Source organism: Bradyrhizobium sp. Rc2d (genome assembly GCF_900099855.1).
GTDB lineage: Bacteria > Pseudomonadota > Alphaproteobacteria > Rhizobiales > Xanthobacteraceae > Bradyrhizobium.
Map to the genome: position 1 here is coordinate 14,830 of NZ_FNCU01000036.1, position 24,229 is coordinate 39,058.

17 protein-coding genes are annotated in these 24,229 nt (G+C 59.3%); 9 read left to right on the top strand and 8 right to left on the bottom strand.

All coding sequences use genetic code 11. The features are described 5' to 3' along the window. Positions 1–80 precede the first annotated feature (80 nt). Positions 81–1,238: an acyltransferase family protein gene (locus tag BLV07_RS32450; protein WP_091894089.1), complete on the top strand. Its 1,158-nt coding sequence runs from the start codon at positions 81–83 to the stop codon at positions 1,236–1,238. Positions 1,239–1,334: 96 nt separating this feature from the next. Continuing rightward, on the top strand, positions 1,335–2,183 hold the full coding sequence (locus tag BLV07_RS32455; RefSeq protein WP_091894091.1) for an MBL fold metallo-hydrolase: 849 nt from the start codon (positions 1,335–1,337) through the stop codon (positions 2,181–2,183). A gap of 10 nt (positions 2,184–2,193) precedes the next feature. Here the strand turns inward: BLV07_RS32455 and BLV07_RS32460 are convergent, their stop codons facing one another. After that, positions 2,194–3,084 (bottom strand): aldose 1-epimerase family protein, encoded by an 891-nt coding sequence (locus tag BLV07_RS32460; protein WP_091894170.1) that lies wholly within the window; start codon positions 3,082–3,084, stop codon positions 2,194–2,196. Between the two features lie 345 nt (positions 3,085–3,429). Continuing rightward, positions 3,430–4,647 carry an acyltransferase family protein gene (locus BLV07_RS32465; protein ID WP_091894093.1) on the bottom strand — a complete coding sequence of 406 codons (1,218 nt, stop codon included), beginning with the start codon at positions 4,645–4,647 and terminating at the stop codon, positions 3,430–3,432. A gap of 336 nt (positions 4,648–4,983) precedes the next feature. Between BLV07_RS32465 and BLV07_RS32470 the strand changes: the two genes are divergently transcribed. From BLV07_RS32470 to BLV07_RS32480, 3 genes are all read left to right on the top strand, one after another. Next, positions 4,984–5,394 carry a hypothetical protein gene (locus tag BLV07_RS32470; RefSeq protein ID WP_091894095.1) on the top strand — a complete coding sequence of 137 codons (411 nt, stop codon included), beginning with the start codon at positions 4,984–4,986 and terminating at the stop codon, positions 5,392–5,394. A gap of 327 nt (positions 5,395–5,721) precedes the next feature. After that, a complete protein-coding gene (locus tag BLV07_RS32475; protein ID WP_130211929.1) occupies positions 5,722–6,012 on the top strand; it encodes a hypothetical protein in 291 nt (96 codons plus the stop codon). 633 nt (positions 6,013–6,645) lie between these two features. After that, positions 6,646–7,800 carry a glycosyltransferase family 2 protein gene (locus BLV07_RS32480; RefSeq protein WP_091894099.1) on the top strand — a complete coding sequence of 385 codons (1,155 nt, stop codon included), beginning with the start codon at positions 6,646–6,648 and terminating at the stop codon, positions 7,798–7,800. A gap of 54 nt (positions 7,801–7,854) precedes the next feature. Here BLV07_RS32480 and BLV07_RS32485 read toward each other — a convergent pair whose 3' ends face one another. Both BLV07_RS32485 and BLV07_RS32490 read right to left on the bottom strand, forming a co-directional pair. Then, positions 7,855–8,313, bottom strand: coding sequence for a thiol-disulfide oxidoreductase DCC family protein (locus BLV07_RS32485; protein ID WP_244551273.1), 459 nt, complete (start codon positions 8,311–8,313; stop codon positions 7,855–7,857). Next, positions 8,303–9,775 carry a hypothetical protein gene (locus BLV07_RS32490; protein WP_091894103.1) on the bottom strand — a complete coding sequence of 491 codons (1,473 nt, stop codon included), beginning with the start codon at positions 9,773–9,775 and terminating at the stop codon, positions 8,303–8,305. Before BLV07_RS32490 ends, BLV07_RS32485 begins: the two co-directional genes overlap by 11 nt. 587 nt (positions 9,776–10,362) lie before the next feature. On the opposite strand from BLV07_RS32490, the gene BLV07_RS32495 reads away from it, so the two are divergent. Continuing rightward, on the top strand, positions 10,363–11,832 hold the full coding sequence (locus BLV07_RS32495; RefSeq protein ID WP_176945901.1) for a lipopolysaccharide biosynthesis protein: 1,470 nt from the start codon (positions 10,363–10,365) through the stop codon (positions 11,830–11,832). Here BLV07_RS32495 and BLV07_RS32500 read toward each other — a convergent pair. Together BLV07_RS32500 and BLV07_RS46680 are read right to left on the bottom strand one after the other, a co-directional pair. Beyond that, on the bottom strand, positions 11,819–17,056 hold the full coding sequence (locus tag BLV07_RS32500; protein ID WP_091894107.1) for an Ig-like domain-containing protein: 5,238 nt from the start codon (positions 17,054–17,056) through the stop codon (positions 11,819–11,821). The genes BLV07_RS32495 and BLV07_RS32500 overlap by 14 nt on opposite strands. Before the next feature lie 358 nt (positions 17,057–17,414). Next, complete coding sequence (locus BLV07_RS46680) at positions 17,415–17,804, bottom strand: hypothetical protein (RefSeq protein WP_143035545.1); 390 nt, start codon at positions 17,802–17,804, stop codon at positions 17,415–17,417. A gap of 251 nt (positions 17,805–18,055) precedes the next feature. On the opposite strand from BLV07_RS46680, the gene BLV07_RS32505 reads away from it, so the two are divergent. Continuing rightward, complete coding sequence (locus BLV07_RS32505) at positions 18,056–19,054, top strand: glycosyltransferase family 2 protein (RefSeq protein ID WP_091894109.1); 999 nt, start codon at positions 18,056–18,058, stop codon at positions 19,052–19,054. On the opposite strand, the gene BLV07_RS32510 is transcribed toward BLV07_RS32505, so the two are convergent. Further along, positions 19,043–20,239, bottom strand: a complete 1,197-nt coding sequence (locus tag BLV07_RS32510) for a glycosyltransferase (RefSeq protein ID WP_091894111.1) — start codon at positions 20,237–20,239, stop codon at positions 19,043–19,045. The genes BLV07_RS32505 and BLV07_RS32510 overlap by 12 nt on opposite strands. A 107-nt stretch (positions 20,240–20,346) precedes the next feature. Between BLV07_RS32510 and BLV07_RS32515 the strand changes: the two genes are divergently transcribed. Next, complete coding sequence (locus BLV07_RS32515; protein ID WP_176945902.1) at positions 20,347–21,396, top strand: glycosyltransferase family 2 protein; 1,050 nt, start codon at positions 20,347–20,349, stop codon at positions 21,394–21,396. Positions 21,397–21,458: 62 nt separating this feature from the next. On the opposite strand, the gene BLV07_RS32520 is transcribed toward BLV07_RS32515, so the two are convergent. After that, the gene (locus BLV07_RS32520) at positions 21,459–22,277 is read right to left on the bottom strand and encodes a glycosyltransferase family 25 protein (RefSeq protein WP_091894115.1); all 819 of its coding nucleotides are present in this window, start codon (positions 22,275–22,277) and stop codon (positions 21,459–21,461) included. Positions 22,278–22,505: 228 nt separating this feature from the next. Between BLV07_RS32520 and BLV07_RS32525 the strand changes: the two genes are divergently transcribed. Beyond that, entirely contained in the window at positions 22,506–24,221 is a 1,716-nt protein-coding gene (locus BLV07_RS32525; protein WP_091894117.1) for a putative Ig domain-containing protein, read from the top strand. Positions 24,222–24,229: the final 8 nt, after the last annotated feature.

Consider the following 24,229-nt stretch of genomic DNA (forward strand, 5'->3'; position numbering starts at 1 on the left):
AAGGACGCCTTCGGCTTCGGAAACGCCGGCTCCGCCTCTATGGTCCCCACTCGCAGACACGAGGCCATGGAGAAGGCGTGATGCAGGGGCAGGCCCGCTTGGCAACCGGTCGAACCGAAGAAGGCGCAACGCCCTTCGGCCGTTCGCACACGCTCGACTTGCTGCGCGGTCTTGCCATTGCCGGCGTGATGGCGATCCACGTCTCGCAGTCGTTCCCGTCGCGCATCGGCGCCGTCGACTTCGCCTTCATGTGCGGCTGGACCGGCGTCAACGTGTTCTACTTCGTCAGCGCCATGACGATGTGCCTGATGTGGACGCAGCGCACCGAAACGAATCCGGCGCGCAAGTTCTACATCCGCCGTTTCCTGCGCATCGCGCCGCTGTTCTGGCTCGCGATCCCGGTCTACCTGCTCGTCAACGGCACGGGGCCGAGCGCCAACGCTCCCAACGGCATCGGACCGCTTCAGGTGATCCTGACCGCGACGTTCCTGCACGGCTTCTGGCCGGACAGCGTCAACAGCGTCGTGCCGGGCGACTGGTCGATCGCGGCGGAGATGACGTTCTATCTCGTCTTTCCGCTTCTGATCATCGCGTTCGGAGCACGCCGTCATCTCTATCTCGCGCTCGCGATCGTGCTGCATCTCGTCAATGTCTGCCTGTTCAAGCCGTTCGCCTTCGCGCTGTTCTCGGCCTATTACGGATCGGGCAACGAAGCCTTCGTCTGGACCACGCTGCATATCAGCTTCCTCAACCAGCTTCCGGTCTTCCTCGTCGGCTGCGCGCTGTTCTTCTCCCTGCGCGACGGCTTTGCGAAGTCGGATGCCGCGGTCTTCGCCGTCTTCATCGCACTGTCCTTCATCGCCGACCGCGCCAGCGGCTCGCATGAATTCAACTATCTGATGATCAATCTCGTGCTCGGTGCGCTGGTCGCCGGCTGCATCCGCCTCGCGATCCGCTGGCGGCCGCTCGAGGCGCTCGGCCGCAATTCCTATTCGATGTATCTGTCGCACTTCGCGGTGATCTATGGCCTGCGCCAGATCTGGCCGCTCGCGGACGGGCTGGTCTCGCTGCTCATCGCCTATGCCGTCACCGCCGCGCTCAGCTATTTAGTCGCCCGCGCGACCTGGCATCTGGTCGAGCGGCATGCGCAGGATCTGGCGCACCGCCTGACGTCCGCGAGAGCGGACCGATCAACCATCCGGCCGACCCTCGCCGCCATTGCAGCCGGCGTCCGCTGAGCGCCCTGCTCCGTTCCGGCGTCGGCCTTGATGCGGCTTGCTTAGCTTGCCGTGTTCAAATCTACTGTGAAAGATTTTCACGCTGGAGGTGGCGCCATGGAGGTCATACTGCTCGGCACCGGCGGCCCACGCCCGGATCCACACCGGATGGCGACGACCACGCTGATCAGGCTCGGCGACGAGAACATCCTGATCGACGCCGGCCGCGGCGTCGTGCTGCAGCTCAGCAAGGCCGGCGTACCGCTCGGCGCCATCAACACGGTCTTTCTCACCCATCACCATTTCGACCACATCGGCGACCTCTACGATGTGATGCTGAATTCATGGATGCATGGCCGCAAGGACGAGCTGCGCATCTATGGCCCTCCGGATACCGAACGGCTGGTCAATACGCTGATCACGCAGGTCTACGACAAGGACATCACCTGGCGGGATCGCGGCGAGCCGACCTTCGGCGGCTGGAAACCGGTGGTCGCAACGGACATCGTGCCCGGTCCCGTTTTCGACACCGGCCGCTGGAAGATCAGCGCCGAGCTCGTCTCGCATGGCGACGGCCTCGACATGCCGCCGGCCTTCCTCCAACGCTGGATGTGTCTCGGCTACCGCTTCGAGGCGGAGGGCAAGGTCATTGCGATTTCCGGCGACACGGTCCCCTGCCCCGGTCTCGAGCGACTGGCTGAGGGCGCCGACCTGCTGGTTCAGTGCTGCTTCCTCGCAACGCCAGAAATCAACAACGAGCACTTGCGCCGGCTTGCGAAATTCACGATCGCCTGCGGCGATACGGTCGGCAAGGTCGCGGCCAAGGCCGGCGTCAAGAAGCTCGCCCTGACCCATCACCGGCCGCGCACCGACGATTCCATGCTGAACGCGCTGCTCAACGACGTCCGGCGGGATTACTCAGGACCTGTCGTGCTCGGCGAGGATCTCACGCGCATCGAGGTCTGAAGACATCGATCTAGGACGATCCGATTTCGATCCGGAACGACAAGCGCTCTTCCGCTCCCGCCGCGATATGCATCAGGCCGGGCTTGTCGGTGAACTCGCCGTCGAAGCCGGCGGGACTGGCATGGCCGCGCCAGGGCTCGATACAAAGGAACGGCGCGCCCGAGGGCTTCGACCAGACGCCGAGTTCGCGAAAACCGCGCCAGGACATTTTCAGCCACGGCCCGGTTGATGCGCCCTGCCCGGCGGCATAGCGGACCGAGCTGCTCTCGATGCGGTCGAAAATGATGGCGTCATCCACGAATAAGGCTTCGGACAAGGCCAGCGATTTATCTTTGACCGGACTTGGCTCCGTGGTCGCGCGGAGCAAGCCGCCGTCGAGACGGCGGACGGGAGACGATTCCGCGTTCGCAAAGGTCAGCGCATAGCTCTCCTTCGCCAGTCCGGATTGCAGCGGCCAGTTGAAGGCGGGATGACCGCCGAGCGACGCCGGCAATGTCTCCTTGCCGGTGTTGGCGATCGTGAACGTCAGATCAAGGCCGGAATCATTGATCGCGTAGGCCACGGTGAGCCGGAACGCGAACGGATAGAGCGCTCGCGTCGCCTCGCTGTCTTCGAGCACCAGGGTGCAGCGGCTCTCGCCGCGCTCCGTCCACGCAAAGCGGTTGTCGCGCGCAAAGCCGTGCTGGGTCATCCGATACGTCTTGCCCCGATGCCGCAATTCGTCATTGGTGAGGCGCCCGACGATCGGAAACAACAGCGGCGCGTGGCGCGGCCATTCCGGCCCCGCCTGCCAGATGAATTCGATGCCGCCTCCGTCTTTGAGCGAGCACAGCTCGGCTCCGTGCGCCTTGATGGCCGCGCTGAGCCGGCCGCTTCGAATGGAGTGGGTTTCATCGCTCATGCGCGACATCTACACCGCGATCTGATACGCAGCAAGGCGGCGCCAGCGGAGGCGTGACGGTCATCGATGGCGCTTGCTTGTACAGAGCGTTGAAACGTAAGAGAGAATTTGGTGTGGACCATCGCCAGCTCGACACCGCGGCTACGCGCAGCAACTCGCATGATCAGCGCCTAGGTTGTCACACCGCCGGACCTTCGGAGCAGTCGCGCTAGGCCGAATACAACAGTAAGCCGCCGAGGTTCGCAAACGCTCTCGACTTTGCCACAGGACTGAGGCGCAGCCGCGAACTCGGGCACCGAACATACCCTCGACCCGCAGTCCCAGATGTCCCAGCAGGGCGTCCTCTCAGGACGATGCGACCGGCTTAGACTCAGCACGACGGGATACCCCAGCGCCGGCGAGCTCGTGGGAATTGGACTTGCGCAACAGGAACAACGACCTCCAATCGCCTTGATGGCCAAATTCAATATAACGATAGCTCAGCGCACTTAGCAGGATCGTTATTGCAAGATACGGAAACGAAAGTCGAAGCGTGGCTTGCAACGAAGACGTATCGGGCGGAATCATTTCAACCATAATGATCGAATGCCACGCATAGATACTGTAGCACATGCATCCGACGACTTGAATTGGCCACGCCTCGAACAAGCGATTTGCGGACCATGCCCCGCACAACACCGCCAGCAGCACCATGGAAAACCCGGCGCAAAAGATCGTGGCGTAGAGAATGCTCACAGCCCAGGGGCCGTTATCCTTGAGATATATGGCGGCAATCATCAGCAGCAGTCCGGGCAGCAGCCCGCGCGACTGAAATCTCCTTAGTGAAACGCTGTCCCTGGACTTGACGTAGAGATCGCAAGCCAACATTCCGAAAATGAATTGGTAACACGACCCAAATATTCCGCCCACAAACGGGCGAAACATCCCAATCCGATCCACCACGATAAGATGCCCAGCCACCACGAAAGCTGAGCAGATGACGACGCTCAACAGCAACAGTCTTCGAAGGCCGAAGCGCGCGATCAGAAGAATCAGCAGCGGAAACAAAAGGCTGAACCAGATTTCAACGCCTACGGACCACAATACGGGATTGGAGGGGGGCATAAACCCGTGCGGCACAAAAATGAAAAGCGTAGATAACAGTCCGCCGAGCTCCAGATACCACGCATGCGATCCAGCGGGCGACTTGGCATGGAGTGCAACCGTCACGAGGACAACCGTATAGTAAAGTGGAAGCAACCGGGCTGCGCGATGCCAATAGAAATGCGGGAAGTCGGCGAGCCGATCGATGACTCGCTTCTTTGTGCGATAGGGCAGGTACAGAACGAATCCGGAGAGCACAAAAAAGATATTTACGCCCAAGAAGCCATGCTTCGCGACAATGGCCAGGAGACCATTCGGATCAAGTTCGCCGGGAAACGCCGGCGCGCTGGATGTAAACGGAACAAGCAAGTGAAAAAGGATCACCATCAAGATGGCGAGTCCGCGAAAACCGTTGACGGCCCCGATCTTCTGCGCGCGGCTGTCGGTTATGATGGCGGAACCTGGGGATTGTAACGACAAGACGGCGATCTCGGTATTCGTGGTTTCCTGTTTGCGATGTTCGCTACGTTGAGCGAGCTGTCAATCGATGGCTGTCGCATCACTCACGACACGTGCGATGCCAAATCGAAGGCGCATTGACCAGCAAATAGGCAAGTCACCGGATCGCGGGGATGCAGCGGATATCTCGTATCGCTCACGACGCGTCAGAAGCGCTCCTGAGGCGAGCGCAGCCCGACACGGATACGGCGAACGACGTGCCTTCAAATCGTCAATTACGGCATCTATCAACTACAGGATATAGACGGTAGCAGGTTAACTCTGAGGCAGAATTATGAGTGGGCGCGTATAGTTTTGATGGTTGGGCTTCTCATCATATTTGTTCTGCTCGCGATTGGCTTCGCGGCCGGCTACGGCACGCGTGAGCTGATCTCTCGTAAGCGGCACGCCGAGTACTTGAACTTGCAGCCCTACGTTTCGCCCGCGCTCAGAACCAAGCGACCAGCTTCGGATGAAAGCACCAGGGCGCGATACGTCACACCTCAACCCGCAATGACTGAGCAGACGAACCATGACATGCCTCAGTCGTTTAAACCCGTATCCATTCGGGAGCCGAAGCCAGTGAAATCCGGGCCTTCCGGCGCAAGCTTGCGTCTGATCGAGCCGCATTCCTCTGAGCCCGATACCAGATCTTTGCAGTCCGCGGACATTGAGCAGAGCCTCGAAGAACTGGTCGGGCTCCTGCTGCGTAAAAGCCAGGGGAGCTAGGACTGGTCTCCTCCGAGGCGTCTTGGTCACAAGCCTCTTGCCGCATTTGCGTGTCGGCCTGTTGCCGAGGTCGACCACCCGGGTGGAAAAGTAAGCCCCTGGAACCGAAAAGCACCCACTTGTCAGCAGGAGAACTCCGGGATCCAGGAGACCGGGTCGACGACCGAGCACGTTTTACGACAGAACCGCGCGCCCGCAGCGCAGCGGCAGGCGCACCAAAGATTGGGCGCGGCCGCGTAAAAGTGGTATGTTTTTAGCGGTTCTGTGGCTACAATACGGCCCGTCATGCGTCGGAACATCTCTGATGCAAGAGCAGGAGGGCAGATCTTGGTCGTGCTGATGATCGCAAGCGCCGTAGCGGGTGTTCTTCTGGGGCGTTTTCTTCGCGCATACGCCCTTATTCCCGCAACGATGCTGATCCTGGTTGCAGCGTGGTATTTGGGTCTTGAGCAGGGTTTCGCCACGGGCGCGATAGCATTCGTCGCCAGCGCGGTAATTTTGCAAGTCGTCTATTGCGCGAGCCTGCTGATCTATCTGCTCATCGCGAATCTCTCGGTGCTCGATCAGGTGCAGTCGGAGGCATCACCGCAGATGCCTGAATCGCAAATCGCAGTCTAGTCAGACCCCTATCATGAGCGGCCAGCGAGGATGTTGTCGCATGGTCCGTGCATTGTGACATCCTCCTGTAGAAGCTCCGCACCTGTTTAATTGCCATGCAGATCATCACGCAGGGCCGCATTCCTGCCGGTGTGCTTGTGAGCCGCTTCGTTTACGCGGCATGATCCCGTCCACGAGTGATGCTCCGCAGAAACCGTTGGCCACAACTCTAATCTGCTCTCAACGGCTCGACAGATCTCCTGCACCCAACTGAATACGCGTATGAATGCGTGGCGGAGGCTCCTTCCTTTGACTTTGATTTCGGCTCCCTGAAACCGCAGCGGAATGGCTGTGTTGCACAAAGGCCAAATGCTTTTGGATGACACGAATCCGCGACAAGCTGGTGCGACACTTCACTTTATGACTTTATGCTCAAGACGTTTGGGAATGAATGGCAATGCAATCTATTTGGAACCGACGCGAAACCGCCGGCCGATAGTCTTCGATTGCAAATAAGAAGCGCACATTTGTAGCTCGCCGCGGGCTTATGAGGCTAGATCAACCCGCTGGGACAATGTGACCGTCCATAGCACCTATATTCGCCGTCTTTATCGTAGATAATGCAGATGTGATCGGTTGGCTGGAAAATCTAAAATGGAATTGCTGGCGAGAGCAGCGGCGGGCGGCAACCGCGCGCGGAACGCGTTACAAGGGTCGATCGTAAGGGGTCAAGCGGCTGTCGCACTTTTGACGCCAACGCGATCACGGGCCAAGCATCCCGATCCAGTCATTCACCGGATTGATAGCAGGCCGCTCGACTTCGGCGCCGATGAGATCGTGGCTGTCGGCAAGCTTCGCAACGAAATGCTGCGATTACCCGATTTCCTGCGTCACCATCGCCGGCTCGGGGTCGGACGTTTCCTCGCGATCGATGATCGTTCGGATGACGGCACGCGAGCATTCCTACTCGATCAGCCGGATGTTCACGTGTTCGAGATCCGAGAGCCCTTTGCAGAATCAAGTGGTGGCGCGCGTTGGACCAGCGCCGTGCTCGACCAATTCGCGCCAGGACGGTGGGCGCTGACGCTCGACGCAGACGAACTCTTTGTCTATCCCGGTTGCGAAAATTTTGATCTTCGATGGCTGTGCCGATATCTGGAGAGCACCGGCGCAGATTGCATGACTGCGGAGATGGTCGATATGTATCCACGCTGGCTCGGTGGCCCGGAGCGCTACCATGCCGGTGAGAGCCTCGTCGCGTTCTGCCCCTACTTCGATTCAGATACCTATGTGAAGCGCCGTCGGCGCGGCTTTCCGACCAACTACCTGGTGGGTGGTGCGCGAGCGAGGTTGTTTTATGACGAACCGATGCCGCCGAAGATCGCTCTTTACGACGCACTTGTGCGGTTGCTTGAGCCATACGGGCTGGCGCGGCTGCTGCCTGCAGTTAACATCACGCGCTGGCAGCCACCGCTGCTCACTAAAGTGCCGCTCGCGCGCTGGTTGCCCGGCCGTCGCTATATCGCCGCCGGTCACCTGATGGCCCCACCAGGCAAGCCAGGCGATGTCACAGGCGCCCTGCTCCATTTCAAATTTCTCCACGACTTCACCGACAAGGTCGCAATCGCGGTCCGCGAGGGCAATTACTATCTCGGATCGGTCGAGTATCAGCGTTACGCGGAGCGGCTCGATCAGAATCCGTCATTCGAGCTCATCTATCCGAAAAGCCTGATCTACCAATCATCCGACGATCTTGTCCGTTGCGATCTGATGCGTCTCTCTCCGGCCTATCAGGCCGCGACGCGATAACCTGACCCACCGCTTCTTGTACACAGGAGGCGCGCTGGAGCCTTCCTCCAAACGTCATCGGACCCCGTCGTTGTGCTTGATGTTTTCGTCGGAAGGACCGACCGGTAGCCGCTGTTCCGGAGCATTGATCTCATCGATCAGCTTGCGGCCGAGAAGCCGAAGGAGAAGCTTCCTTCCGCGCACCAGTGCCGGATAAAGTGCCCTTGCGAGGCGTGGCCGGGAGAACACGAGCCGATTAAGGCGATTGAAGACAGTCGCCTCCCCGGCAAGCGTTGCCAGCAGATGCATTGCATCGGCCCCATAGTAATGCCGCCCACGCCAGCGAACCACCATGCCTTCATTGAGATCGAGATTGCGGGCCCGGATATCGCCTACGATTGGATGCTCCGAACGCGCGTCGATCAGGTGAATGCGCTGCCCCCGCTCCCGCAACTGGTACAGCAGAACATAGCGGCTGCATAAGGGGCATTCGCCGTCATATACCACCCAGATATCGTCATCACTATGGGTCAATTCGATAATCCGTACGCTTCCGAACGTCGCGCACAAGCTTGCCCTCCGCCAGACCGAGGCATACTGAGTCCACCACATAGTGATAGGCGACAATATCGTCCATGGTCAGCTTGTTGAATTCGCCATACAGCCATGGATTGGACAGCATGTGGTGCGGATAGGCATAAAAGCTGTTGTTGTCCTTCACCCAGGGATAGACACGGAAAAAGCGATCCGTCTCGCGGACCAATTTTTCCACGGCCTCCATGGCTACGCCTGTGTCCTGACGCGGAAGGATCTCCGGGCCGCAGGTGGTCGCGTCATGCCAAGTCGCAAGATCGTGGTTGTTGCCGCCAACGCGAGCCCGGAAATGATTCTCAGGGATGTACATGGTTCCGGTCCCGATCATGTACGAGTAGATGCCGAAATACGTGGAAGGCGCGAGAACCTGGCGACCATCGCGGGTCTCGACGAAAAGCCGCGGGCTTGCCAGCTTCGGCCCGTCCAGCCATCCGAGATGATTGGTGTAGAAGAAGAACCGGCCGCAGATGACGGTCACGACCATCACAACCTTCATCGCCGGGGTGAATCCATCACGCGGCAGCGTCCGCGCCGCGGCTACGATGAACAGGTTGAGCGCAATCCAGAAGAAGAACAGAGCCCCGAGCGTGAAGTACACGCCGATGTGGAAGATGTCGAACAGCAGGCAGAAGAACGACAGCGCGCGCGTCGAGATCGCAGCCAGGGGCGACAGGAGCTGGGCACCCAGCACGAAGACGTTGAAGATCAGCTGGTTGCTCGCGATCGCGTCCCAGATCGTCTGCAACGCGCCCGGCCATAGGCCGAGCGGGGCGTCGCCGCGTTCGAGTCCCATCAGGATTGAGGTTTGCGTGGGATTTGCGAGCAGCCAGGTCCATGGCCTCTCGCCACCAGCCTGCAGCTTTGAGATTCCCGACCAGAAATAGCTGCCGAGATGCGCCCCGACGGCGCACGCCCAAATCAAGCCATAGGCGCGATCGCGAAGCTGCTTCACGTTATCTGCGGAAGCGAACAAAGTTCGCAGCCACGGCACGCGATCGATCACCCAGGCGCTGGTGAGGACGATCGTGCCGAGTACGCCAAGGACGGCGAAGTTACCGACGTCGAGCATCCCGAGATAATCGGTCTCAGTCACGAAGATGCCGGACACGACGCTCACCATTTCGCGCCATGCATGATAGAAGTAGAACAGCGGCACCAGAAATGAAGGACGCCAGATCGCGGCTATTCCTGCCACGACCGCAAGCACCGCACCGTAGCGGAAGAACAGTGCTTTGTCGCTCGAACCGAACAGGATGTTGGGAGGCCCTGCGAAGGGCCCCAATGAATCGAACAGCAACTGCACGAAGATCGTCATTCCGATCGCGAAGGCGGTGATCCGCAATGGCGGCGAGAAATCACGGTAGCGAATGGAGCTGAAGGCGAGCGCGCCGGCAAATGCCAAGCAAACCAGCACCAGAGCGTAAATGTCAGACCAGCGCGCGAGATGCGTGACGGCCCGCCGCGAAATCGCAGAAAGAATGACGGCTACTGCAAGGAGGAAGAGAGGTCCCGCAAGCGACGCGACGCCAGACCGCGCTCCTTGCTGTGATGCAACGGTATACAACGTCATCCCGTCTCGGACCTCCGGAGCTTCGCCATCGAGATCAGCCGAACATTATAGAATCACGAGCGGTCTGCAAACATCGCAAGCGCAGCTTGCCCTTCTCCTGGTGTGAGTGCACAAAATCATCTCACGGGAACCTCAGCACTGCGAATTGAAATATGACAAACTGCGGGCATTGATGTGACCACAAGTCTCCGCATTGACATTGGTGATGGTCAGGCCATCGTTTGAAATCAGCTTCGACCAGGCTCGCCCAGGTACGCCGGTCCCACATCGCCCGATCACGTCTTCCGTTCGTGTCAAGGCCAAGCTAAAAGCCGGAGACGATCGGAACCGCCATCGTTCGGCGCGCTGGATTTCCCGCGGCATTTGCTGGCAGGCGCAAGACCGCGCAAGAACTGTTTGAGATCGCGGGGGTGAGCTCGTTGGACAAAGACAGCAAGTCACGGGCCGTAAACAACATCCTCATAACGGGCGGGTCCCAGGCCTGGAAACTGTCGGCCGGTTTTGTCTTGACGATATTCTCGACGCGAAATCTTGCCCCGTCCGACTTCGGCCTGCTGGCCATGTCTGCGACGGCTGCAACATTCCTCGGGCTCATCAAGGACGTCGGCGTTGGACAGGCCATCATTCAACGCACGGAAATCGCCAAGGGCCAGATCGATGCGCTGTTCTGGCTATCGGTGCTCGCTTCCGCGGCATCTGCTCTCGTTCTGGCGTTGAGCGCGCATCCGGTTGCGTTGTTTTACGGCGATACGAGGCTTCAACAGCTCATGATCGCAATTGCCGGCCTAAGCTTCATTGCTGGCCTTGCGACCGTTCCGGCGGCGCTACTTGCCAGAGAATCCCGGTTCAGGACCCTGGCAATCCTGGATGTCGCTGCGACAACCGCTTCCGTTGTCGCCGGGATCGTCGCCGTAATCATCTTGAGAGACTATTGGGCACTTTATCTGTCCACGCTCGTTCTCACGCTCATTTCGACAGTCGGGATCTGGGTCTATTCTGGCTATCGCCCCGGATATGCCCGTCTGGACAGCGAGACGCGGCACATGGCGCGATTTGGCCTGCACGTGTCAGGGTTCAATCTGGTCAACTATCTCTCGAGAAATGCGGACAACATTCTCATCGGCAAATTTCGAGGCGGCGACGAACTCGGCCTGTACGATCGGGCCTATAAGCTGTTGCTGCTGCCGATCGTCCAATTACACAACCCCATCGGTCAGGTGATTGTCCCGCTGCTTTCGCGGCTTCGTTTCGATAAGGAGAGATATCTCAGCACCTACAACGATGCCCTTTCCATGGTTATGCTCATATGTCAGCCGGGCATCGTCTTCGCCATCCTGCTCTCGGAGCCGCTCTTCAGAGTTCTCCTCGGGGAGCATTGGGTGGGTGCAGCCCCGATTTTTTCTTGGCTTGGCGTTGCGGGCTTGATCCAGGTCGCAACCGCGACGGCAGCTTGGCTGTTCCTCAGTCAAGGCCGTGGCCAGGAGTACTTCAGGCTCGGCGTTTGGACCGCCCTGATCAACGTGACCTCATTCCTCGTCGGTCTTCCCTGGGGCGCCCTCGGAATCGCGGCGGCGTATACGCTGGTGAACTGCACCATCGTGCTGCCGCTTTACGCGATGTCAATCGGTCGTCATGGCCCGGTGACGACTAGGAGCCTGGTCAAGACGACCGTCCCACATTGGATCGGTTGTGGCGTTGCGGCGGCCGTCACAAGGATTTCGATCATCTCATTGCTGGATGGAAACTCTTTCGCTGGGTTAGTTACGCTGCTGGCGCTTGCCTATGCATCATATCTCCTCCCCATGACCTTCTTCGCGCGGAAACGGGAACTTGCGAAACGCGTATTACGCAACGTTTTTCGAAAGGCAAAGACCTTCAGCGAAGGATGAAGTCATGCAACTCGGCCAGATGGGCATCAATCGGGGCTACCGCGTGAACGGCGTCGACCTGATGAAGGCTTGAGTTAACATCTGGATAAGTGGTGGCCACGAGGAGCCTTGCCTTGGCCGATTCATGAAAAGCCTCGTTGCTGAACTCATATACGGTGGGGATAGCGGACTGCTCGAACACGAACCCGTCGTCTCGCGGGCGCGCGGGGCCGACGGCCGGTGCCGTAGGAGGAGGCTGCGACGGCGCAACCGCCAAAAAATCAAAGCTGGCCTTCGGAGGATCGATGACCAGCGTGCCCCCGGATCCGTCGCTCGAGAGATTGAAGGTGGAGTTGGTGTAGTCGCCAACAAGCGAGATATGTGCCGTGTGATTTTGAGCATCGACCACGGTCAACACGCCACCGGCTGTATCGCCGGAAAAGGACGCCAACGTTCCCGCTCCATACGCGATGTCCTTCAGGTCGATATGATTGGAATTGGACTCGGTGCCGTCACCCGTCAGACCGATGAGCGTTCCCGTAAATTGCGACGCGTGGTCCAACACCAGATTGCCGGTCGACGCCTTGAAGGTGATCGACCCGGAAGCGGCGCCGGACAATTCGAGCGTGGCGCCGGGATCGACCGTCGCGGCCTGTGACATATTGCCCAGATTCAATACGACATTTCCGGAGATCTTGAGGATGGTCGATGACGTATTGATTACACCATCGCCATTGAGGTCCTGATAAAAAGTCGTCTCGACCGCTTTAAGAGCAGGGTCGGTCGGGGCCACCTTGTTCAGGAGGTTCGATACATAGTTGCCATTGCTGTCCGTGGTCCACACACAGAGTTCGCCGGTGGCCGGAATCTTCCAGGCCACATCATAGCCGCTGGTCGTTTGCTCCACGCCCACCGGCGTCCAAGCGCCGAACTGTCCCGACACAACCGCTACGCCACCGTACTTCAAGGTCGGTCCCGCGCCGCTGGCCATCGCGTCGAGCAAGTAATTCGAGCCGACCAGAACCAGGCTGGTTGAGCCGGACGCCTCGATTGTCGTGCCTGAAACCTTCTGGGGCGTTGGTGGAAGACCAATCACGCCATCACCGTTGAGATCCTGGTGAAAGAGGGTCTCGCTCGACTCAAGAGCCGGGTCGGTTCCGGACACCTTGTTCAGATAGTTGGATACGAAATTGCCGTTGCTGTCGGTGCTCCAGACCGCGAACTGGCCGGTCGAGGGGATCTTCCAAGCGACGAGATAGCCGTTCGACGACGCTTCCGCAGCCACTGGCACCCATGCGCCAAGCTGCCCCGCGACAACCGCGGTTCCGCCATTCTTCAAGATCACCGATGAGCCGGTCGTCGAAAGGTAGAAGTTGCTTCCCGACTTGATAAGCGATGTCGTGCCGGCCGCTTCGATCACCGTACCGACGGCGGAGCTGAAAGCGTTCGAAAGCTGGCTCAAATTGCCGGCGATGTCGGTGGCGGTCGCGGTGAAGCTGTGTTGCCCTGCCGTGAGCGATCCGGTGGTGACGCTCCAGGCCCCACTCGTCGCCGCGACCCCCGTGCCGAGCAAGGTCGAGCCTTCGTACAGCCGGACAGTGCTTCCGGCTTCTGCCGTGCCGGACACGATTATTGCGCTCGAAGCTCCAGGTGCACCCGAGGTCAGGATAGGTGCAACCGGGGCACGCGTATCGACCGTGACGTTCAACGCGCCGGAGGAAGCGCTGACGTTGCCGGCGGCGTCCGCGGTCTTGCCGGTAAAGGTGTGATTACCGTCCGCCAAGGTTGCGGTGGCAAAGGACCAGGCTCCGTTGGTATCGGCGATCACCGTTCCGATCATCGTGGCGCCGTCGAAGACCTGCACCGTGCTCCCGGCGTCCGCGGTTCCAGTCAAATTCACGTGGTTGACATTGGTGACGCCATCGCCGGCAACGTTGCTGTCTGGCGAGAACGACGCGAGCTTGGGCACGTTCGGGGCGACCGTATCGATGGTGACATTCACCCCGGCTGAGAGCGCGGTGAGATTGCCGACACCGTCCATCGCTGCGGCGGCAAAGGCGTGGCCGCCTTCGGCCAGCATTGCGGTCGCCATGCTCCAGTTACCGTTGCCGTCGGCGATCGCCGTGCCGATCTGAGTTGTCCCGTCGAAAACCTTGACGGTTACACCTGCCTGCGCGCGACCCGTGAGGACCAGATGATTTGTATTGATGAGGCCCGACACGATCGAACCGCTGTCGTTGACAGCCGAGATCGTCGGCACGGCGATAGGTGTCATCGCCATCGGCGAATTCGTCGCGGAAACGAATGAATAGTCGGCCGACGTCAAGCTGGTGACGCCCGCAATGCGCAGCGTATCTGCTCCACCCGCGTAGTGAACGGTCCACACGTCGTTCACATGGGTCAAATAGGCGCCGCTGTCGTATCCTTTCAGAATCAGCTTGTCGTGTTCGGCAGTCGAGGTCGTGAAGACGTGGAAATCGGCGACCGTATCGTTGCCGCTGCCTGCATTGTAAATGAACGTATCGTTTCCGGCTCCTCCGGAGAGCCAATCATTCCCGCCCGCGCCATCCAGGGAATCGTCACCGCTCGAGCCGACCATGCGGTTTGCCATTTGGTTGCCGACGCCCGCGAGCCCGCCCATCATCAACGTCAGGTTTTCGACGTTTGCCGGCAACGTGTACGACGTCCACGCCTCCACGCTGTCAATGCCGCCGCCGGGATTCTCGACGATTTTCTGGTTCGCGTTACCGATGACGTAGGAATCGTCGCCGTTCCACCCGACGAGCGTGTCATCGATATTGACCGCCGAGAGCTTGTCGTTTGCCGCGGTACCGTACACCATGCGGCTGCTCGCTTTCCCGCTGATCCACGACGTGATCGTCCCACCGACCGGGAGTGTTGCTGGCAATTGGAAATCGTCGCTGGTGAATGCCGAGACCGTCGTGTTGCGGAACACCAGGGTGTCCTGGCTGGTCAACTTCAGATAGACGTCGCTTCCGACCTGGGTCATCGCCGCCTGCACGTCGGCGAATGAGGTGAAGGCAAAGCCGTTGAGCTGGACGACGTCGTGCGCGGCACCCGATCCCGGAGAAAAGTCGGTGATGATGTCCGAACCATCGCCGGAGTTGACCACGAAGGTATCCGCACCGCCGCCGCCGGTCAGGATATCATTGCCGAGCCCGCCGGTGATCACGTTCGCCGCGGAATTGCCGATGATGATGTTGGACTGAATATTGCCGGTGGCGTTGATGGCCGCCGAACCGGTAAGCGTCAGATTCTCGACGTAGCTCGAAAGCGTATACGTCACGGAGGAGTTTACCGTGTCGATGCCTCCGCCATAGGCCTCGATAACCTTCGCACCGGAATCGGTCACGACATAAGTGTCATCGCCGGCACCGCCGGTCATGGCATCGGCGCCTCCCGCACCACCGATCAGGTCATTACCGGATGTGCCGCTCAGCGTGTCCGCAGCCGCGCTTCCCACGATCGTGTTGGTCGGTGCGCCACTGGTGAGCAGGGTGTAGTTCGCAAGCGTGTACTCCGGCAATTGATAGGCTTTGATTGAATCGATGGTCATCGTCGCCGTCGATCCTGGAGCGGCGTTGCCCGGCCAGCTCCCGCCCATCGCCAGATTGGCGATCATGTACATCGCCGTATTCATGTCGGAGGGCGTCGCCTGCTGTGCGACCTCCTTCCCGTCGACGAAGAACGTCAAGTCGTAAGGGGTCCATTTGAGCGCAAACGTGTGCTCTCCACTGGTCAGGTTGGCTGTATTTGCCCAACCCCCATTCGTCGCAGGCGCGTAGGGCGAGTGAATGGCCCAATGAGCCTGGTCAGGATCCTGACCAAATGCTTCGAGCACGTCGATTTCCGTGTTGAGATTATTGGCAGTGCTGGGAAGCATCCAGAACGCCGGCCACGCGCCGCTTGTGCTGGGCAGCGTGGCCGTCATCTCGAAATAGCCGTAGGTCTGGGTAAAGCTGTTCTGGGTCGAGATCATGCCCGACGAAAATATGGCACTGCCTGTATAAGGCGTTGCGCTCGTAGGCAACGGTTGCGCCGTGATGACGAGGTGACCGTCCTGAATCGAGAACGGATTAAGCCCGAGCGACGTTGATGCCTGAGTGGCCGGCAGTCCGGAAAAGCTGGGATCGACATACACTTCCTGTTCGCCGGCCAGCCCGTACCCTGCGGCTCCGCTCCAGGCATAGCTCGTGCGCCAGGTCAGGCTCGGATCCTGGCCCGCGGAGAGCGTGTTGAAGTCGTCGTTGAAGGTCTGGACCAGTCCGGTCAGCGGACTGACGATGTTTATATTGGCGGTCGTGAGATTCTGGAGGCTGGTGTTTTCAAGGGTTATCGTTTCGCCGCTCGCGAGTTTCAGAACAAGGTCGGTGCCGACCTGTTTCATGGCCGCCGTGACATCGGTGAACGTCTTGAAGCCGGTGTTGTTGAGCTGCAGGACGTCCCCGCCGGCGCCCGCCTGAAAGTCGGTGACGATGTCGTTGCCGTTGCCCGCTGTCACGACAAAGGTGTCGCGACCGGCCCCACCGGTCAGCACATCGTTGCCTCGCCCGCCGTCGATCATGTTGTCGCCGGCGTTGCCGACAATGATGTTGTTGAGGTCATTACCGGTGGCGGGAGACGGAACGCTATCTGTCAGGACAAGATTCTCGACGTTCGGCGCATTGACGAGGCTGTATCCGTTGATGTTCCAGACACGGATCGTATCGATACCCTCTCCGGCCTGCTCGACGACCTTGGTGTTGTGATCATAGACATAGTAGGTGTCGTCCCCTGCTCCGCCGATCAGCGTGACGCCCGTGCCGCCGGCCTCCATGCCGTCATTTGTCGCCCCGGTCGTCAGCGTGCCGCCTGCGGGGACGGTACCCGCCCAGTTCCATGCCGTTCCGCTCGCTGGCAGCGGATTGTCCAGCACGACATTGCTTGCAACCAAGGTCGAAAGCGCGACATTCTGCAGCGTCAGGGTTTCGGTGGACGACAGCGTGACGACCGTATCGGAGCCCACTTGGGTGGCCGCTGCCAGGAAGCTCGCGAACGTCGCAAAGCCGTAGTTCTGCACTCGCAGCACATCGCCGCCTAAGCCCGCCTGGAAATCAGTGACGGTATCGGAGCCGTACCCCTTCGAGACAACGAAAGTATCGCTGCCTGCTCCTCCGGTCAGAACATCATTTCCGGTACCGCCAAACAGAACGTCGGCACCGGCGCTTCCATTGATAGTGGTCATGATGGATTACGTGCTCCTTTTACGTGGCACACAACTATGCACGCGTTCAAAAGAGCCTTATGGATTCGACGCAATTTGACGCATGACGAGAGAATCAGCTGACGGCTGGAGATTTCTGCGGAGACACCGGAATGCTACGGGCTCATGTGAAGTCCGCGCTGCTTTGCAACAAGCACGCTCAGTGCATTGCCCGTCGTTCCCTGGGCGGGCGCCGAACAGCTGGGTTCCGATTAGGGAACCGCATTTTGCATCCGATAGTATTCAACCCGTATGACACCTCGTTGGCCGAGTCGCAACACGTGGGTACGATCAATCGGCGGCATGCAGACGCGTGGAGCTGCCACAAAGGCCCGAAACTTTATTGCTTCGCTGCGGTCTGGTCCGAGGGATAGAATCGCGCCTGATGCGCTTCCGATAGAACCTGTCCCGTCGATGATTTCACGAGGGCGGTCCATTCATACAGACCCGGCTTGCAAGGACCAAATGTCCGGATCGTCCCAGACGGCACAACGCCATTACCAGGAACCGGAACGTTCTGGCCTCCCATTTCGCGAGCACCTTCCGCAAGTGTGAGCGTCATCGAAGTGGCACCGGCGGGAATGTTGCGCAGACGTATCTCCGGATTTGGGAACAGCGTGACACAGCCGTGCGCCCCGCGCCATGAAAAATCCAACGTCATCGGATCGGCCGATGCAGGATGACAGACCGCGAGCAACAAAGCGACGGCAACAACAACAGCAGCTCTCACATATCGCTCCCAGTCCGGTTCGCTTCCGATCTTCGAGCGATCGGGGCACGCACTATTCACGATTCACGCAGAATAGATCGCCCATTTTAAGGCGCCATCGGTAAGCCCACTTGCAACCGATGCATTAAAAGAAGCAGTCACGAGTTGGCCATTCTTTTGACGGACCGTCGGTTCGTCCTTTGGCGTGCATCAACGACCATTCCCACGCCTGCCAACGGATTAAGCAAACAACCGCAAGCGGCAGCTAAATCGTGTCCAGAGAAGTCCTGATTGTCATACCGGTACTGAACGAGGCCCCCCAGATCGAGACGGTTGTCCGCAACCTGGCCCGGGACGGTCTCCACGCAGGTCGCACAATAGTGGTTGCAGATGGCGGCAGCACCGATGGGACGCCCGACATTGTCCGCCAGCTCGCCAAAGACATTGGCGGCGTCCATCTGTTGCGCAATCCGCAGCGGCTGCAGAGTGCCGGGGTCAATCTAGCCGTACAGGTCTATGGTGCTGCGGCGCAGGTCCTAGTGCGGTGTGACGCCCATTGCGGATATCCAGCGGATTATGTTTCGAGCCTCCTCAAGACTCTGGACGAGCGTAAGGCCGACTCGGTCGTGGTTCCCATGGACTCGCGTGGCGAGGGTTGCCTGCAGAAGGCCGTCGCCTGGGTCTCGGACACAAAGGTCGGTTCGGGTGGATCGGCACATCGCGGCGGAAAGCAAAGCGGCTTTGTCGATCACGGGCATCATGCGGCGATGACCATCGACGCGTTCCGCAGGGCTGGTGGTTACGACGAAACCTTCGCTCATAATGAAGATGCAGAGTTTGACTGCAGGCTGCGTGCAATCGGCGGCCGGATATTTCTGGATTCGGACATCCGCCTTTCATATCGACCGCGGTCGAGCTTTCTGAGCCTGGCGAAGCAGTACTTCAACTACGGTCGCGGTCGATCGAGAACCGTGAGGCGGCATCCCGGATCGTTGCGACTGCGTCAATTCCTGGTGCCCACGCATGTTGCATTGACGATTGGCGCCATCGTGCTGTCGCCGGCGGCGCCGCTGCTGTTGACATTGCCGGCAGCCTATCTGGCGATACTGGCGCTGACTGCAATGATGATTGCAGTAAAACATCGCTCTATTTGCGGGCTGCTTGCACTGCCGGCCGCTGTCGTGATGCACTTCGCGTGGGCACTTGGCTTTTTCTGGGGCATCCTGTCGATCCGCCAGGCCACCTGGCAGATGACCCCTTCAGTTTCCTGAACCCTGCAGAACCTGGGCACCGGCCGGCGCGCCCACACGCCGGCCCGCCTTCGCATAGGCCGCCTCGGTCAGGCGTGCAATCGAGGTCCACGTCGGCACCGAGTCTCGCAGATCCAACATTCCTTGACTCTTGCGGTTTCGATAATCAGGGTCGCTGATCAAGCGCTCAAGCGTCCGGGACAACGCGGCGGGATCACCTGGAGGAACGAGCGTCCCCTCTGCCCGATCGCTCAGCCATTCCGAAAACGTTCCAAGGTTCGAAGCGACGATCGGACGTCCCGCCGCGACCGCCAGCATCAGCACACCCGATGCGTCGATATCCCGGTACGGAAAAGCCAGGATGTCAGCGCGCGCGACCAGTGAGGTAACTTCATCTTCCGGAACGAAACGCAGGTCGAATTCGACATGGTCTTCGAGCTGCAGATCCTTCACCATCGCAAACAGCGGCTCCATCGCCATTTCCGGCCAGCCCACGACCTTCACCACGCAATGCGCCCTGACCTCTCGGGGAAGCAGCGCAAGCGCGCGAAGCATGACGTCGACGCCCTTGTAGGGCTTTATCTTGCCGAACAGGAGTATTTGAATGCGCCCGTTCCCGGCCGAGGGCTCGTCGGCCGGTCGGGTGATATGATCCGTCAGCAATCCGTGCGCGATAACGGATATCTTTTCGTCCGGGATACCAACGCGTAGCAGGCGATCGCGTGCAACGGTCGTATGAACGATAAGATGGTCGAAGCAATGCAGAATGCTGAACGCGCCAATTCGCTGTATCCGCGAGCTCGGATTGTTATTGAACGGATTCGAGTCATGAACGGTCAGAACCGTTGGCGCGACCCTCCTGAACTTGGGAATGAACTGGCTGTCGACGATCGCCAGCGGTGCCCATTGGAAATGGATCACATCAGGCGGCGTCCTCCTGAACCGCCTGATCAGCCGTGTCATTGATTCAGCGTGACTGAGGCCCTTCAGCCCCAGTTGCACGTTGCGTGGAAGTTTCTTGAAAAAGCGCGACTGCAATCCCGGATAAAAATGCCGGTCGAGAAACAGGTCTTCATCAACGGAAGGCTTCCGCCCGAGCTGGCGCCCGACAATGCTGGCTGCATGCCCAATATCGGTCAATCCTTTGGCTAATTTAAGATCATATGGCCAAGTAAACAGCGACGGATCGATCAGAGCGATTTTCATGCGATTGCCTCACCAACCATGCTTTGCGGACCGTGAAATTACTTCTGGCTCATCAAGGCATGGATTGATAGCCTCTTCTGTCACCTGCAAATTGTGAGCGACACGCGTTGAAGATCAGCATCGTCATAACTGTCTACAATTACGAACGGTATGTCGGATTGGCAATCGACAGCGCGTTGAATCAGACCCGTCCGGCGGACGAGATTGTCGTCGTCGACGACGGATCGATCGACGGTTCCCGCCAGATCATCGCCGGCTATGGTGACAGGATTCGAGCCATATTTCAGGCAAATCAGGGCAACATCGCAGCATTCGAAGTTGGGTATCGCGCAGCGACAGGCGATGTACTGCTGTTCCTCGATGCGGATGACATCCTGATGCCGACGGCGGTCGAAAACGTCGCTGCGCACTGGCGTGAAGGTGTTTCGAAAGTTCAGTTCAATCTGGACATCATCGATGGCGCCGGCAGGCGACTTGGGCGCTCGTTTTGTGCGTTTCCTAAATCCTACGCGCCAGACGATGTGCACGCAGAATTTACTCGGTCGGGAACGTACATCTGGCCAGTCATGTCGGGAAATGCGTACTCCCGAGAGTTTCTTCGACAGGTCATCCCGCTCAATCCGCCCGTGGGATACGACGGCGCCCTCAACACGATCGCGCCTCTTTACGGAGACGTGGTCACGGTACAGGAAACCCTGGGGCAATATCGGCTCCATGGCAGAAATATCAGCCGAAATGACGCGAAGGGCCGGGCGCAGCGGTTTCCGGATTTTCCTAGGCAGATCGGGTTCCGTGTCGCAGAGTTCGATATCCTGAAGGCGCATTGCGACAAGAAGTCCATGCACGTGCAAGCGGCACGGCCGATCGATAACGAGATCGTCTTTGTCAACTATCGCCTCGCGTCGCGTAAACTGGGATTGCGCTATGTTCGGCAGGACGCGGACACATCGAGTTCACTTCTGCGCCGTGGGATATGGCTTGCGCTGACCACGACAACACATTGGCGCGCCGCCGCCTCTCATATCGTCTGGTTCACAGGGCTGTTCTTGAGCCCTTCCTGGCTTGCGTATCAGCTGATCATGCTCCGCTTCAACAGGGCAGAAGTCTTGAGGCCGCTCGTCAGGTTCGGAAGTGTCATCCGGCGCAAGCCTGCCTGAGTGGGCAACGCCGCAAAGGCAACCCGCCTCGTCAGATCTTGTCCTACGCCTCCAGGCGTCGATCACACGCTTTCGATCGTACGAATTGTCTCCGGCATTGGCCCGGAAAGACTGGTTGCGCCGGCGAGGCGGGCGCGAATCCGCCTGTCGGACTGGCGAAGGCGGATATTTTCCGACAGGCGCAGAACATATTCCTTTGATTTCCACGCAAACCGAGCCGCTCTGTCAAACGCAGTAGGCTCGCGGACCGACTCCGCCGCCTTTGCGATCGAAGACGTCAGCGTCACCTCAAGGCACGGAAAAGGAAACAAGGCATAATTGTGGAGGCCATTTGCCCAGAAGCGGTCCATCTCCCAGTCGATCGGCCGATGGATCGTTGTCACGCTGTCGATGAATCGACGCGCGGCATGGCCGGAGATTAGATAAGCCTGCGTTCCCATTGGCGCACGCTCAAACCGCACCAATTCCCGCTGATCCAGCCAGGCCACGTGCGTGCACGGCGCCATGTGTCGCCCATACAGCCGGAGATAGCCGATCTCGGCCGCCTTGCAGATGTCCGGAAGCGATCGAAAGCTGAACCCGGCATCGAGAATGACGTCGTCTTCGACCACAAGTGTCCATGAATCGTCGGCGTCTGACGCTGCCACTTGCGCCATGATGCTCATATGACTAGCTGCGCAGCCGATCTCGGCACGTGAAAGGCCCCTGCCCCAAAAGCGGATGGCCAGCGCCTCATCATATTGCGGGAGCCCCTTGGCGGGCACACGCAAGGCATCAAAGAAGGTCCATGGAATCTCAAGCGACTCCAGATTTGCACTCGCGCGCTCGCGACGCACGGAACCGGCCAAACTAATCGCCACAATTCTGAGATTGCTGCCCATCGATTGATCAGTCCGACGCGTTGATTGGGAACCGTATTGCACGTGATCTCCAAACGATTACCGCGAACCGGTCTGTGCTGACAAGGACGCGGCGCCCGGCGGCTGCCATGCTGGTGGCCATTTCACATTCTTGTTTCGTAAAGCACGGCGAAATCTGCGGCTATACCTAAAGCGGTCGCATTCGGATGCCTTGGATCGAACCAACGGTTCCTCACAGACGAGTGAAACATGTACATCGCGAAAGTCGCGATGGTCTCAAGCAAAGAGGCGCGGATGCCATCAAAGCATCGATTCACCAGCACCATGGCAGCATTGTTCGTCGCATCATTGGTTGTCGGTGGCTCAGTACTTTATCTTGGCCTGAGCAACGATGGTTTGCGACAGCGCCTGCAATTCATCCCGCTGTTTAAGCAACGCAGCCAGGTCGTCGGCGGCGCCGTCGTCGGCCAGAACGGCAGTGGGTTGTATGCCGGCTATACGCTGTCCTGGGGTGATGAATTCAACACTCTCGATATCGTGGGTCCGGCAAACCCTCGCGGCAAGTTCTTCCCGACTGGCGCCTATCATCCAGGCATCCGCGGCAATACCACGTCGCTCGGGACAGCTTTTGATGCCGACCCGCTGACCACCGGCTACAAGGACCGCAACCGCGGCGTCGCGGTTGGCTTCGACAACATGTCGATCTCCGGCTCGGTGCTGCGCCTCGGAGCGCGCAAGGCAACAACGCGCGAGCAGGCATTCCTTACGCCGACCGACCGGTCCATCAACGGAGGCGTGCGGCCGCACCTCTCCGCGATGATCCATACCGCCGGGGCGTTTGCATACTACCCGACCGCCAACGCCGTCATCATCGAGATGCGTGCCCGGTTCAGCCCCAGGCTTACAAATCCGGCCGGCTTTCATCCCGCGTTCTGGACCTATTCGGTCGCACCCGTGCTTAATCCAACCGGCAACGAGTGGGATCTTGAGTGCAACTCCCAAGGGATGTACTTCAGCAATATCGTCCATACCTCGGGGGCGATCTCGACCGACAACAGCGCCGGACCATTCGACTATATGGACGGCGCGTTCCACGTCTTCAGCTTTGTTTTTCGAAACGGCGGAAACACCCAACTCTACGTCGATGGCGCCCTTCGATCCCAGTTTGCCGGCGTGGATTCCAATACCAAGAACATGCCCTCATTTGTGCTGCTGACGTCACACATATTCAATAACACGTTCGCGGGCGAGGCGTATGACGCCGCAGCGTGGGCCAGCTCGGCGACCGGCGCTTATCTCGATGTCGACTGGATCCGCGGCTGGCGCACGACAGGCGTCAAGCATTGGAAGCCGCTGGTTTCGGTCGCAGATCTCAATGTCGATTACGACGGCAACGGCAAGATTGTGCTGCCGAGCGCCAAGGCCCTCTGGGGTGATGCCAGCGTTACCGAATTCGTCCAGGTCGTACCCTATGACAGCTCCGAACCGGGTATGACGGAGCAGACGACGTTTACGCAATTCCCGGAAGGCATTTCGTACGATGCGACATCGCGCACGATCAAGGCGGACTTCACCACTGCCAAGGGCAATGCCGGGCGGTCTCATGTCGTCGTTTATGGCTACAAGCCTGACGGCTCAACGATGGAGCCACTGCGATTCTCCATCAATCGCGGCCCGCGCGTGACGACGCGCCCCCTTTCATCCACCGCAGGCGACAGCTACCGCCACGATATCTATGGGGAGTGCGATGTCGGCGTCATGATGCCGAAGATATTGTCCGTCAAAGGACTGCCGCAGGGGCTCGCTTTTGACCGTTCCACCGGACTGATCAATGGTGCTCCAACGACGCCAGGGGTCAGCAGCCTGACAATCTCCTGCGCAAACAATGCGGGCCAGACAACAAAGAGAACGACAACGTTGACCGTCCACGCGCACGATCCGGCGAACCGCCCGTACGGAGGATGATGCTCGAC